Raw genomic sequence first — 12,187 nt, forward strand, 5'->3', positions numbered from 1 at the left:
CTGGCCGAGCTGTTCGGCCATGTGAGCCAGGGCCGCATCCGCATCGACATCCAGAGGCGCTATGCGCTGGAAGAGGCCGAGCACGCGCATCGTGACCTGGAGTCGCGTCGCACGGTTGGCGCATCGGTATTCGTGTTCTAAGGAGGCCCTGCAAATGAAGGTTCGGAAAATGACCTGCACCATCGGTGCGGAAATCCTGGATGTCAACCTTGGCGATGCATCGCGCGACGCAGGCCTGGCCCAGGCCATCAAGGAGCAGCTGCTGGAGCACAAGGTGCTGTTCTTCCACGACCAGGACATCACCCGGGCCGAGCATGTGGCGTTCGCGCGCCACTTTGGCGAGTTGGAGGACCATCCGGTCGCGGGCAGCGACCCCGAGCACCCCGGCCTGGTGCAGATCTACCGCAGCGACAAGCGCGAGAACTACGAGAACTCCTACCATACCGATGGCCAGTGGCGCGAGGAGCCAGCCATGGGCGGCGTGCTGCGCTGCATAGAGTGCCCGCCGGTCGGCGGTGACACCATCTGGGTGAACATGGTCGAGGCCTACAGAAACCTGCCCGACGAGATCAAGGCCAGGATCGAGGGCCTCAAGGTCAAGTGCAGCATCGAGCATTCGTTCGGTGCGGTGATGCCCGAGGAGCAGCGCCATGAGCTGGCGCGCAAGCATCCCATGGTCGAGCACCCGGTGGTGCGCACCCATCCCGAGACGGGTGAGAGGATTCTCTACGTGAGCGGTTTCGCCACCCACTTCGCCAACTACCACACGCCGCAGAACGTGCGGTTTGGCCAGGACAAGACGCCCGGCGCCAGCCTGCTGCTGAACTACCTGATCAGCCAGGCGGCCATCCCCGAATACCAGGTGCGCTTTCGCTGGCGGCCGAACAGCGTGGCCATGTGGGACAACCGTTGCACCCAGCACTATGCGGTGCAGGACTACTGGCCTGCGCCGCGCAAGATGGAGCGCGCTGGCATCGTGGGCGACCGCCCCTTCTGAGACCTGGCAGCAAGCCAAGAAAGCACGCAGATGAAGAGCAGACAATTGCAAGCGCGCCGCCGGGTACTGGCGGCGGCACTGGCCCTGGCTGGTGGCCTGCCCACCGCGCATGCCCAGGCGAGCTGGACGGACAAGCCGCTGCGCCTGGTGGTGGGTGGCCCCGCCGGCGGCAATGCAGATGCGCTGGCGCGCCTGCTGGCCGAAGGGCTGCAGCAGAAGCTGGGCAAGGCGGTTATCGTTGAGTCCAAGGCTGGTGCTGCAGGCGCCCTGGCCGTCCATGATCTGGCCAGCAACGGCAAGGACGGCTCGACCTTCCTGGTGATCCAGGCCGGCATCGTCAGCGAGACGCCGCTGGCCTACAAGGTGCACTACCGGCCGTTCAAGGACCTGAAGCCGCTCGCGCAGCTCAGCCGCAACGGTCTGGTGCTGGTCGCCAACAAGGACCTGCCGGTCAACAACCTGCAGCAGCTGGCCGACTACGGCAAGGCGCAAAAGGACGGGGTGCTGTTTGCCTCGTACGCCACCGGCATGCGCGGCCACACCTCGGGCGTGGTGCTGGGCCAGGCGCTGGGCATCTCGATGAAGCACGTGGGCTACAAGGGCTCGCCACCGGCGCTCACTGACCTGATGGGTGGGCATGTGGCGCTGATGATGGATGGGCTGACCACCTCGCTGCCGCTCATCAAGGCCGGCAAGATCAAGGCGCTGGCGGTGAACTACCCGACCCGCATCGCCGCGCTGCCGGATGTGCCGACCTTCAAGGAACTGGGCTATCCCCGGTTGGCAGAAGCCAGCTGGTTCGGCGTGTGGTCGCGCCCTGATGCGCCGGCTGCTGCGCAGCAGGCCATCCGCGATATCTCGCTGCAGTTCTTCGCGCAGCCCGACATCCAGAAAAAGGTCCTTGCCATGGGCATGGAGCCTGCGGGCGATGCCTCCACGCAGGAGTTGATGGCCGGGTTGCGGCAGTCCTATCAGAACCAGGCCGCGATCCTCAAGGCCATCGACTACCAGCCGCAATAGCGCCGGGCCAGGGCGCATCCGCACGCCCGAATCGCAACGATGGAGCCGAAGGAGACAACGATGAAGAAGCTGAAATTCGCCATGGGCTGCATGGCCACGGCTGTGGCCCCCTGGGCGCTGGCACAGCCGCAACTGCAGATGTATGGCCTGGTGGACATGGCGGTATCCTCATACCGGGCGCAGGGCGCTGGCACGCGCACGATGCTGACCACCGGCGGCAACCAGGCGAGCCGCCTGGGCTTCAAGGGGCGGGAGCCACTGGGTGGCGGCATGGTTGCGGGCTTCGAGCTGGAGTCGGGCCTGAACGCCGATGTCGGTGCCGGCCAGGCCACCAATACCAACAACCAGCCCAATGGAAACGTCGGCGGCGGCCTGACGTTCAACCGCAAATCCTATCTGTACCTGCAGGCCGGGTTCGGGCAACTGCGCCTCGGGCGTGACTACACGCCCGGCTTCTGGAATCTGTTTGCCTACGATCCATTCCGCAACGGTGTGGGCATTGGCGGGTTTTCGACCTATGGCGGCGGACCCACGGTGTTTCGGGCCTCCAACAGCGTGGGCTATTTCTCGCCCGGATGCGCCAGCTTCACCTGCCGCGGACCCTATTTCCAGGCCATGTACGCCATGGGCGAGAACGGTGCCGCGAGCGTAAACCGCAACGACGGCAACTACCGGGGCTGGCGCGCCGGCTATGGCGGCGAAAACTGGGATGTGGCGATCTCCGATGGCAACACCCGGAATGCAGCGGCGGGCGACTATGGGCAGCGCAATATCGGCGGCTCGTATGTGCGCAACGGCCACCGCCTCATGCTGCTGTGGGGCGAGAACCGAACCGGCAAGCGCCTGGCCACGCTGGGCGGCGCGGACCGGGTGCGCTTCGCCCAGGTGGGCGGCTGGATTTCGAGTGGGGGGGCGGACTACATTCCCGTGAGCCTGACCTACCTGAAGCGCAACGACGTGGCCGGCAGCAGCGCACGCAAGCTCTCGGTCGGCTACGTCCATGTGCTGTCCAGGCGCACTGCGCTGTACGGTACCGCTTCGTTTGTCTCCAATGGCGGTACGTTGAACATCCCGGTCAGCTCCGGCACGGAGCCGGGGCCGGTACCGGTGGCCGGCGGCCGGGCCTCGGGCTTCGACATCGGCATGCGCCACTCGTTCTGACGGCATGGCGAGCCAGACTGCCGAGGCTCAATACAGCACCGCACCCAGGTGCAAACGCTGGTCCGGCCCCATGAAGAAGGCTACATTCGTGGTCTGGACCTGGTCGGGATCGGCTGGCGCGGCCCAGAGCACAGGATCGGGCACGATGCGCAGCAGGCGACCGCCCGCCATGCGTTCGATCACGAAATTGCGCTCGCCCAGCACCAGGTCCAGCGGCTTCAGGCGCATGCCCTGCGGATCGATGGGGCGCAGCTGCTCCAGTGCGGCCGTCTTCTTGATGAACTCGTCCACCGATGCGTAGTGCATGCTGGCGGCGATATGGCGCCAGGCCGGCTCGTAGAGCTTGCGCACGCGCGCGCCGTCGCCCGAGGCCAGCGCCGCATGCAACTCGCGGTAGGCCGCCAGCAGCTTGGCGCGCAGCTCGGGCGTTTCCTTGAGCACCGGGGCCGCGGCCCAGGGCGGCTTGGGCAGGGGATCGTCCAGCTCGAATACCGCACCAACCCGGCGCCCGGTCCAGGCGCCACCCCAGCCGTCGGCGAGGCCTTGCCGGCCCGAGCTGCCACCTGGCAGCAGCATCGGCGGCCGGGCAGCGCTCCGCACCGGCTGGCCAAAGCGCGTCTTCTCGGGCGAGATCACGCGATTGCCTTCGTCCAGCGCCAGGTTGAGCAGCGTCGTCCGCCGCCTCTCGCGCGAGGACGGCTCCAGCCGCTCGATCTCGGATTGGAAGTAGAAATCCGGCGTGGCCACATTGAACCGGTAGGGATTGCCCGCGACCGAGACAAAGGTGAGGCTGATTTCGTTCCTGCCGCTTTGCAGGTAGGCATTCACCGGCAGTGTGAAATTCGTGTCTTGCGCCTTGAAGCCGCGCTGTACGGTCACGTCGTTGATGCGCAGTGCCCAGAACGAACCTGCGGTGGCAACCGAAAGAGAGTAGCTGGCGGCGGATTGCTTCTGCGCATATGCCGGCGCGCTGCCAAGCAGCGCCAGACATAGCGACAGGCCGGCGACCCTGCAGGCCGCTCCGGGTTTATTCAGCGTTAGGTGCCAACGGGACATGTTTCCTCTCTTTGCCATGAAGGTGCAGACATGGTTATCGGCCATCGCCGCCGCGATGGGGATTCTCGAAGATATCTTCGACAGCTTGGTTGAACAGCGTGCTGATCCTGAAGGCCAGGCCCAGTGATGGATCGTGCTTTTCGGTTTCCAGGGCATTCACGGCCTGGCGGGACACGCCCAGCCGCTGTGCCAGATCGGCCTGCGTCCAGCCGGCCTCGGCGCGCAGCACCCGCAATCGATTCTTCATTCAATGGCTCGTGCGGACAAAGGGTGAAACCAAGGCATACATCGCCCAGAAAGTGGGGTAGATGAGCCAGCCGGGCAGGTGCGCCGCGGCCGCGTAGCTCTCGCCAAAGCCCCAGGCGGTCCACAGCGTTATGGTGGCGCCGGCCGCCAGGATGAAGCACTTGGCGATGATGGCGCGCACGAATTCGTCGCTGCGCGCCATCAGCTGCAAGGTGGCCCAGATCTGGGCTGCAACCGGCAGGGCCACCGCCGCCGCGACGAGCCAGCCCGCAGACTGCCCGAGGATGCCATCGAACAGGCCCAGGATCGCCGCGAGGTGGAGCAGCACATAGATGCCCATGAACAGCAGGGTGCGGATGACATAGGTGCGATCCACCGGGGTGGGGCGAACGCGGTCGGTATGAATATGCATGGCAAAGCTCCCTTGTAAAGTAGACCTGACTTTACCTTTGTCATGAATTCCTGTCAATAAGTCATGTAAACATGACAAAAATCATACATGCCAAGACAGTGGCGGGTTTGGCTGGAAAAAGCCCCGCGGCCTGGCGGCACGCGGGGCAGGGGATGGAAATGCAATGCGGTAGCTGCACTACATGGTCTTGCGCAAAAAACCCTGGTTGCCGCCGTTGCGGTTGGGCGCAAAGCCGTTGGCGGCGAGGCTTTCTTCCACGGTGTCGTAGAACACGCCGATCCTGCTGATCTCGCGCGCCTGCCTGGCGGTGGCGATGGGGCGACCGAACTCTTCGGAGATCCGCACCAGCTGCTCGATCTGCGCCACGGTGCTGGCCTTTTCAGTGCGCCGCTGGTTCCACAGGCAATCCTCGGTGCCGCAGCGTACATGCAGGCCGGCGGCTATGCCCCACATGTTGACCGGCAGTACGTTGCGCACATTGCTCTCTACGGTGAGCACCGCGCCGTCCGGCACGGCACGCACGAAGTTGGCCAGGCTATAGAGGCTGGGCGTATCCATGCCGCCGGCGATCGCCACCCAGTTCATCACCAGTGGGCCCATGTAGAAACCGCGGCGCATGAGCCGTTCCACCGATTCGAAGCTGTTGAGGTTGTAGCACTGGAAGGCGCTCTGGATGCCGGCTTTGGTCAGGCGGCGCACATGCTCCTCGACCCAGCCGGGTTGGGCCGGCACGGTCATTTCCTTGTAGGCCTCAAAAAGGGTGGGATTGGCGCGCGAGGTGCCGACAAAGTCGGCGTCCTCGGTCTGATCGGTCACGTTCATTTGCGAGGTGTTGACCGTCACCGTGACCTGGTCGGGAACGGGATCGAGGTCGGCCAGCATGTGGCGTGTGTCGTCGGAGAGCCATTTCGCGGCCTGGCCTTCGTTCTCGGGCGCAAAGCTGATCGAGCCGCCCACCTGGATGACCATCTCCGGCACCGCCTTGCGCACTCCGGCGATCAGCTCGTTGAACTTGGACAGGCGCTTGCTGCCCTTGCCATCGAGTTCGCGCACATGCAGGTGCAGCACCGTGGCGCCAGCGTTGTAGCAGTCCACTGCTTTCTGGATCTGGGCTTCCATGGTCACGGGGATGTCTTCGGGGAAGTCCGACGGCAGCCAGCCCGGCGCATAGGGCGCGGCGGTGATGATCAGCGGCTGCTGGTTTTCGGGGAACAGGTGGCCATCGAGGAAGTTCATGCGGGTCTCCGGGTTGGAATGGGGTGCTGGCACTGTAGGTTTGCGCCGCGCCTGGCTGTTAGGCCAAGGACACGCGGGGCTTGTCCATTTGCGCCAAGCCTGCGCCAGGCGTGGGCGGCGTGTCACAATCCATGCCTGTTTCGTTGGTGCTTCGCTGCTTTATCTTGCGCTCCCTGCGTCTATCGTCTCCCCATCTGCGCTGGCTGGCCTGCCTGCTGGCGCTGCTGCTGCTGCTTGGCGAGCAGGGCGCGCTGCGCCATGTGCTGTCGCACCTGCCGCAGGCCGCCGAGGCCGGCCCTGGCCCCGGGCAGCCGGCGGCGCCCGAGCATGCGGCCTGCGCCGAATGCGCCGCGTTTGCCGCGCTGGACCTGGACAGCGCCCTGCCGGTGCTGCTGCTGTGGGCCCTGGGCCTGGCGCTGCGCTGGCATTTTCCGCCGCCGAGGCCCCGCGCCAGCGCCCCGGTTTTCGCGGTGGCGGTATGCGCGCGCGGCCCGCCATCGCAGCCTTGAATCCCGTTCCTTGCCCGCCGGCCCTGCGCGAATGCGCGGGCCGGCGCTGATTGCATTCGTTCGATTCAAAGGTTTGCCATGATTCCCTTCCAGCCCCGTATGCTGGCGGCGGCGCTTGCCGCCGTCCTGCCGGCCCTGGCCTCTGTTTCCGCGCTGGCGCAGCAGGCCGCCAGCCCCTCCCAGTCCGCAGACGCAGCGGACGAGACCGTCACCGTGCAGCCCAGCGCCCCCGCGGGCAGCCTGGGCGAAATGCGTGTGAGCGCCAAGCGCCTGGATGCGGCGCGCAATGCGCTGTCGCCCGATACCGGCAGTTCGCTCTACAACTTCGACAGCGACGATATCGCCCGCCTGCCGCAGGGCGAGGCCACGCCGCTGAACCAGGTGCTGCTGCAGGCGCCCGGCGTGGTGCAGGACTCCTATGGCCAGCTGCATGTGCGCGGCGACCATTCCAACCTGCAGTACCGCATCAATGGCGTGGCGATCCCCGAGCCGATCAGCGGCTTCGGCCAGATGCTGGACACGCGCTTCGCCAACGAGATCAATGTGCTTACCGGTGCGTTGCCGGCGCAGTACGGTTACCGCACCGCCGGCGTGGTCGACATCCACACCAAGGGCGCGGCCGACGACGAGCAGGGGCAGCCCCGGCCCTTCGGTGGCGAGATCGGCACCGTGCTGGGCAGCAATGGCCGGCGCGAACTCAACGCCCAGGTGCAGGGCGCGCAGGGGCCGTGGAGTTACTACCTGAGCGGCAGCTTCGATCAAAGCAATCTGGGCATAGAGAATCCCACCGGCGCGCGCGGCGCGATGCACGACCACACCACGCAGAACAAGTCGTTCGGCATGCTGTCGTACATGATCGATGCCGACAGCCGCGTGGGCTTGATGTTCGGCACGGCCAACAGCCGCTTCCAGATCCCCACGCGGCCGGGCCTGGAGCCGCAGTTCACGCTGGACGGCGTGGCGCCTCCGGCCTCGCAGGATCTCGATGCCAACCAGCGCGAGCGCACGGACTTCCAGATCCTGTCGTACCAGCACAAGGTGTCGCCGCAGCTCGACTACCAGGTTTCGCTGTTTCGCCGCGCCAGCCGCATCGACTACAGGCCCGATCCGGTGGGCGACCTGGTCTACAACGGCGTGGCCTCCAGCATCGCGCGCAGCAACAGCGCCTACGGCCTGCAAAGCGATGCCAGCTACCGGCTGAATGAGCGCCACACGCTGCGCGCGGGGCTGTTTTTGCAGCGCGAGCGCTACGGGGTGGACAACAGCTCGCTGGTCTTTCCGGCGGACGACAGCGGTGCGCAGACCAGCGGCACGCCCATGGCCATTGCCGACAATGCGCGCGGCTCGGGCTCGACGGTGGGGCTGTACCTGCAGGACGAGTGGAAGCCCTCGGACAGGCTCACCGTCAACTACGGCGCGCGCTACGACCATGTGAACACCATCGTGGGCGAGCAGCAGCTCAGCCCGCGCCTGGGGGTGACCTACGACTGGTCGAGCCGCACGCGGCTGCATGCCGGCTATGCGCGCTACTTCACGCCGCCGCCGACCGAGAAGTTCGACGCCACCACGGTGGACAAATTCCTCGGCACCACGAACGCGCTGCCGTCCGACGCCAATACCGCCGTGCGCTCGGAACGCTCCAACTACTTCGATGTAGGCGTGTCGCACCAGCTCACGCCCAGCCTGACGCTCGGGCTCGACGCCTATTACCGCGACGTGCGCCACCTGCAGGACGAAGGCCAGTTCGGCAACGCGCTGCTGTACTCGGCATTCAACTACCAGCGCGGCCGCATCTACGGCATCGAGGGCTCGGCCAACTACCGCGAAGGCAATTTCGGCGCCTACCTGAACGTGGCGCTCGCGCGCGCCATGGGCAAGGGCATAGAGACGGGGCAGTTCAACTTCGACGCCGATGAGCTGGCCTACATCGGCAGCCACTGGGTGCACCTGGACCACGACCAGCAGCTCACCGCCTCGGGCGGCGTGTCGTACCAGCAAGCGGGCACGACCTGGACCGCGAGCGCGCTGTTCGGCTCGGGATTGCGCAACGGCTTCGCCAACACCGGCCATCTGCCCGCCTACTGGCAGCTGAACCTGGGAGCGGCCCACGACTTCGACCTGCCGGCGCTGGGCCCGCTGAAGACGCGCCTGTCGGTGCTGAACCTGTTTGACCGCAGCTACGAGCTGCGCGACGGCACCGGCATCGGCGTGGGCGCGCCGCAGTTCGCGCCGCGCCGTACCTTCCTGGTATCGGTCAGCAAGCCATTCTGAGCCTCACTCTTCTTCGTGCAGCAGGCTCAGCCCGATGGCGCCGCGCCGCCGCAGCCAGGGGCTGGGGCGGTAGCGCGTGTCGCCGTAGACGGTCTGCAGGTTGAAGAGAATTTCCAGCACATTGGTGGGGCCGATGGCATTGCCCATGGCCAGCGGGCCCATGGGATAGCCCAGGCCCAGCGTCACCGCGGTCTCCAGGTCGGCCGGGCTGCACAGGCCCTGCTGGCACATGTCGCTGGCGATGTTGACGATGTGCGCCACCACGCGCTGGGTGACGAAGCCGCCGCTGTCGCGCAGCACGCTCACCGCCTTGCCGTCGCTGGCGAACAAGGCGTGGGCGGCGTCGCGCATGTCGCGGCGCGTGGCCGGCGTGGTGGCCAGCACGCGGCGCCGCGTGGCGGCGTCGTCCAGCATCATGTCTATGCCCACGACGCGCGCCGCATCGAGCCGCTCGACGGCGGCCACGGTGCTCATGTCAAAGCCCAGCGGCGCCACCAGGATCAGCGCCTGCGAAGACGGCGCCTGCGCGGTCTCGATGCGCGCGCCCAGGTTCTTGAGCAATTGGTACAGCTCGGCGCGGCGGGCCGCGCGCGGCGACACCCACACCGGCGGCAGTTCGGCAAGCTGCGGCACCGGCGGCTCGGGCGGCACCTGCTGTTGGCCATCTGCGTAGCGGTAGAAGCCGGCGCCGCTCTTGCGGCCCAGCAGGCCGGCGGTCATGCGCTGCGCGGCCTGGGCGCTGGGGCGCAGGCGCGGCTCGTCATAGAACTGGCGGTAGATGGATTCCATCGCGGTGTGCGAGATGTCCAGCCCGGTCAGGTCCATCAGCTCGAACGGGCCGAGCTTGAAGCCCATCTGCTCGCGCAGGATGCGGTCCACCGTGGCGAAGTCGGCCACGCTCTCGCCGACGATGCGCAGCGACTCGGTGCCGTAGCCCCGGCCCGCGTGGTTGACGATGAAGCCCGGCATGTCGCAGGCGGTGACCGGCGTGTGGCCCATGCTCTTGACGTAGCCGGTGAGCGCGGCCACCACCGCCGCGTCGCTGTGCGTGGCGGGAATGACCTCGACCAGGCGCATCAGCGGCACCGGGTTGAAGAAATGCAGCCCGGCGCAGCGGCCGGGGCGCGACAGCGGCTTGGCGATCGCGGTGACCGACAGCGACGAGGTGTTGGTGGCCAGCACGCAGCTTTCGCCCACGATGGCTTCGAGCGTGCTGAAAAGGGCGGTCTTGGCATCCAGCCGCTCGACGATGGCTTCGATCACCAGGTCGCAGCCGGCCAGGGCCTGCAGGCTGTCGGCGGCCTGCAGGTTCGCGCTCCAGGCGGCGAGCTGTTCGGCGCTGCACTTGCCCTTGGCCTGCATCTTCTGCCACTGCTCGGTGACGGAGGCGAGGGCGGCGGCCACGGCGTCGCCCTGCTGGTCGAACAGCAGCACCTGGCTGCCGGCCTGCGCGGCCATCTGGGCGATGCCGCGGCCCATGGCGCCTGCGCCGACCACGGCGACTTGCGGGAAGAATGCATTCATGTGGATGTCGTCCTGTAGGTGGGGTCCGTTCTCATGCCGCCATGCGCTGCATCAGCGCCTGCGCGGCCTGCTCCGGGTTGTCGGCATTGACGATGGCGCGCACCACGGCGATCGAGCCCACGCCGCTTTGCAGCACTGCGGCGAACTGCTCGGCGCCTATGCCGCCGATCGCCACCTGCGGATAGCTGCGGGTGAGCTCGGCATAGCGCATCAGCCGCGCCAGCCCCTGCGGCACGGTGGCCATCTGCTTGAGCGTGGTGGGAAAGACCGCGCCCATCGCAATATAGCTGGGCACGGCCTGGCTGGCGCGCACCATCTCGGCGTAGCCATGGGTGCTCAGCCCCAGGCGCACGCCCGAGGCGCGCAGCTGCTGCAGCTCGTCGGGGCTGAGCTCGTCCATGTCTTCCTGGCCCAGGTGCACGCCGTAGCTGCCGGCGGCAATCGCCTCGCGCCAGTGGTCGTTGATGAACAGCAGCGCATCCGTGCCGCGCACTGCCGCCACCGCGGCCTGCACCTCGCGGCGGATGGCCGCGGGGTCGGCGGATTTGAAGCGCAGCTGCACCGTGGGCACGCCGGCGCGCGCCATGCGGCCCACCCATTCGGCCGTGGGCAGCACCGCGTACAGGCCGAGCCGCGGCGGGCAGGCGGCGAACGCCGGTGCGCTGCCGCTGACATGCAAGCCGAAGTCGGCCGGCGTGGCCGGCCAGGCCCGGGCGTCGAAATGGCTGGTGCGCAGCGTCTGGCGGTACCAGGCAGAGGCCAGGCAGTCGGCATCGATGGCGATGAAGCCCAGGCGGCTGCAGGCGGCCAGCGCGCCGCGGTATACCGGCTCGTCGCTCCACAGGTGGGCGGAGCTGGGCGCGGCCTCGGGCTGGGGCGCAAAAGCGGCAAATGCCTGCTGGTGCGCGGCGACGATGGCTTGCTCGATGGCATCTGGTGTCATGGTCTTTTCCTGCTAATTTCCATAGTATCCATGGCCCTCGAAACCGGCGTGATCCAAGTGCGGACGCCGAGCAAGGGCCGCCCCGCAGCCGCTCAGGGGGGGGCTTTGTTCAGCTATGCCAAAACGGCATGCCCAGCACCGGGGTACTGGCCTGGGCCGCATCCTGCGCCTGCATGGCGCCGGCGCGCCAGGCGGCATGGCCGGCATCCACCGCGTCGGCGAATGCGCCGGCCATGGCCACCGGGTCTTGCGACAGGGCCACCGCGGTGTTCAGCAGCACCGCGTCGAAGCCCCACTCCATCACCTGGCAGGCATGCGAGGGCAGGCCGAGTCCGGCGTCCACGATCAGCGGCACGCTCAGCCGGCTGCGCAGCATCTGCATCGCATACGGATTGACCGGGCCGCGGCCGGTGCCTATGGGCGCGGCCCAGGGCATCACCGCCTGGCAGCCCACGTCCACCAGGCGCTGGCACAGCACCAGGTCGTAGGTGGTGTAGGGCAGCACATGGAAGCCGTCCTTGATGAGGATGGAGGCGGCTTCCACCAGGTTCAGCGTGTCGGGCTGCAGCGTGTAGTCGTCGCCGATCAGCTCCAGCTTGATCCAGGGCGTGTCGAACACCTCGCGCGCCATCTGCGCGGTGGTCACGGCCTCCTGGATGCTCATGCAGCCGGCGGTGTTGGGCAGCACCGGCACGTTCAGGCTGCGCAGCAGCTCCCAGAAATGGCTGCCGGTTTCGGCAGCATTGCTGCCCTGGCGGCGCAGCGATGCGGTAACCATGGCCGGGCGCGCGCGCGCCACCGCCTGGAGCGGC

Annotated in this window: 13 protein-coding genes; 6 read left to right on the forward strand and 7 right to left on the reverse strand. The window is 67.2% G+C overall.

Annotated elements, in window-relative coordinates; all coding sequences use genetic code 11:
- Positions 1-21: 21 nt before the first annotated feature.
- The 4 genes from ACODRX_RS25350 to ACODRX_RS25365 are packed head-to-tail and all read left to right on the forward strand — an operon-like array spanning position 22 to position 3,178.
- Positions 22-141 (forward strand): zinc-binding dehydrogenase, encoded by a 120-nt coding sequence (locus ACODRX_RS25350; RefSeq protein WP_488874333.1) that lies wholly within the window; start codon positions 22-24, stop codon positions 139-141.
- Positions 142-154: 13 nt separating this feature from the next.
- Positions 155-997 (forward strand): TauD/TfdA dioxygenase family protein, encoded by an 843-nt coding sequence (locus ACODRX_RS25355; protein ID WP_488874321.1) that lies wholly within the window; start codon positions 155-157, stop codon positions 995-997.
- Between the two features lie 30 nt (positions 998-1,027).
- Positions 1,028-2,017 carry a tripartite tricarboxylate transporter substrate binding protein gene (locus ACODRX_RS25360; protein WP_488874322.1) on the forward strand — a complete coding sequence of 330 codons (990 nt, stop codon included), beginning with the start codon at positions 1,028-1,030 and terminating at the stop codon, positions 2,015-2,017.
- Between the two features lie 60 nt (positions 2,018-2,077).
- A complete protein-coding gene (locus ACODRX_RS25365) occupies positions 2,078-3,178 on the forward strand; it encodes a porin (protein ID WP_488874323.1) in 1,101 nt (366 codons plus the stop codon).
- 27 nt (positions 3,179-3,205) lie between these two features.
- On the opposite strand, the gene ACODRX_RS25370 is transcribed toward ACODRX_RS25365, so the two are convergent.
- The 4 genes from ACODRX_RS25370 to ACODRX_RS25385 all read right to left on the reverse strand — a co-directional run bounded on the left by ACODRX_RS25370 (position 3,206) and on the right by ACODRX_RS25385 (position 6,128).
- Positions 3,206-4,234: a hypothetical protein gene (locus tag ACODRX_RS25370; RefSeq protein ID WP_488874324.1), complete on the reverse strand. Its 1,029-nt coding sequence runs from the start codon at positions 4,232-4,234 to the stop codon at positions 3,206-3,208.
- 34 nt (positions 4,235-4,268) lie between these two features.
- Positions 4,269-4,481: a helix-turn-helix transcriptional regulator gene (locus tag ACODRX_RS25375; RefSeq protein ID WP_488874325.1), complete on the reverse strand. Its 213-nt coding sequence runs from the start codon at positions 4,479-4,481 to the stop codon at positions 4,269-4,271.
- Entirely contained in the window at positions 4,482-4,892 is a 411-nt protein-coding gene (locus ACODRX_RS25380; RefSeq protein WP_488874326.1) for a hypothetical protein, read from the reverse strand.
- 177 nt (positions 4,893-5,069) lie between these two features.
- A complete protein-coding gene (locus tag ACODRX_RS25385; protein ID WP_488874327.1) occupies positions 5,070-6,128 on the reverse strand; it encodes a beta-keto acid cleavage family enzyme in 1,059 nt (352 codons plus the stop codon).
- 131 nt (positions 6,129-6,259) lie between these two features.
- Here ACODRX_RS25385 and ACODRX_RS25390 point away from each other — a divergent pair, with 131 nt between their 5' ends.
- Both ACODRX_RS25390 and ACODRX_RS25395 read left to right on the forward strand, forming a co-directional pair.
- Positions 6,260-6,637 (forward strand): hypothetical protein, encoded by a 378-nt coding sequence (locus ACODRX_RS25390; RefSeq protein WP_488874328.1) that lies wholly within the window; start codon positions 6,260-6,262, stop codon positions 6,635-6,637.
- Positions 6,638-6,715: 78 nt separating this feature from the next.
- Positions 6,716-8,908, forward strand: coding sequence for a TonB-dependent receptor (locus ACODRX_RS25395; RefSeq protein WP_488874329.1), 2,193 nt, complete (start codon positions 6,716-6,718; stop codon positions 8,906-8,908).
- Between the two features lie 3 nt (positions 8,909-8,911).
- Here ACODRX_RS25395 and ACODRX_RS25400 read toward each other — a convergent pair whose 3' ends face one another.
- The 3 genes from ACODRX_RS25400 to ACODRX_RS25410 form a co-directional block, all read right to left on the reverse strand.
- Positions 8,912-10,432, reverse strand: a complete 1,521-nt coding sequence (locus tag ACODRX_RS25400) for a 3-hydroxyacyl-CoA dehydrogenase (protein ID WP_488874330.1) — start codon at positions 10,430-10,432, stop codon at positions 8,912-8,914.
- Between the two features lie 31 nt (positions 10,433-10,463).
- Positions 10,464-11,375 carry a thiamine phosphate synthase gene (locus ACODRX_RS25405; protein WP_488874331.1) on the reverse strand — a complete coding sequence of 304 codons (912 nt, stop codon included), beginning with the start codon at positions 11,373-11,375 and terminating at the stop codon, positions 10,464-10,466.
- 109 nt (positions 11,376-11,484) lie between these two features.
- On the reverse strand, positions 11,485-12,187 hold a 703-nt coding region (locus ACODRX_RS25410; RefSeq protein ID WP_488874332.1), incomplete at its 5' end, for a thiazole synthase.

The organism is Comamonas sp. FG99, from assembly GCF_057808605.1.

What these genes read in the sequence shown, in the direction of transcription:
- ACODRX_RS25355 (WP_488874321.1), top strand. Translation starts at nt 155, where the DNA reads ATGAAGGTTCGGAAAATGACCTGCACCATCGGTGCGGAAATCCTGGAT.
- ACODRX_RS25360 (WP_488874322.1), top strand. Translation starts at nt 1,028, where the DNA reads ATGAAGAGCAGACAATTGCAAGCGCGCCGCCGGGTACTGGCGGCGGCA.
- ACODRX_RS25365 (WP_488874323.1), top strand. Translation starts at nt 2,078, where the DNA reads ATGAAGAAGCTGAAATTCGCCATGGGCTGCATGGCCACGGCTGTGGCC.
- ACODRX_RS25370 (WP_488874324.1), bottom strand. Translation starts at nt 4,234, where the DNA reads ATGTCCCGTTGGCACCTAACGCTGAATAAACCCGGAGCGGCCTGCAGG.
- ACODRX_RS25375 (WP_488874325.1), bottom strand. Translation starts at nt 4,481, where the DNA reads ATGAAGAATCGATTGCGGGTGCTGCGCGCCGAGGCCGGCTGGACGCAG.
- ACODRX_RS25380 (WP_488874326.1), bottom strand. Translation starts at nt 4,892, where the DNA reads ATGCATATTCATACCGACCGCGTTCGCCCCACCCCGGTGGATCGCACC.
- ACODRX_RS25385 (WP_488874327.1), bottom strand. Translation starts at nt 6,128, where the DNA reads ATGAACTTCCTCGATGGCCACCTGTTCCCCGAAAACCAGCAGCCGCTG.
- ACODRX_RS25390 (WP_488874328.1), top strand. Translation starts at nt 6,260, where the DNA reads ATGCCTGTTTCGTTGGTGCTTCGCTGCTTTATCTTGCGCTCCCTGCGT.
- ACODRX_RS25395 (WP_488874329.1), top strand. Translation starts at nt 6,716, where the DNA reads ATGATTCCCTTCCAGCCCCGTATGCTGGCGGCGGCGCTTGCCGCCGTC.
- ACODRX_RS25400 (WP_488874330.1), bottom strand. Translation starts at nt 10,432, where the DNA reads ATGAATGCATTCTTCCCGCAAGTCGCCGTGGTCGGCGCAGGCGCCATG.
- ACODRX_RS25405 (WP_488874331.1), bottom strand. Translation starts at nt 11,375, where the DNA reads ATGACACCAGATGCCATCGAGCAAGCCATCGTCGCCGCGCACCAGCAG.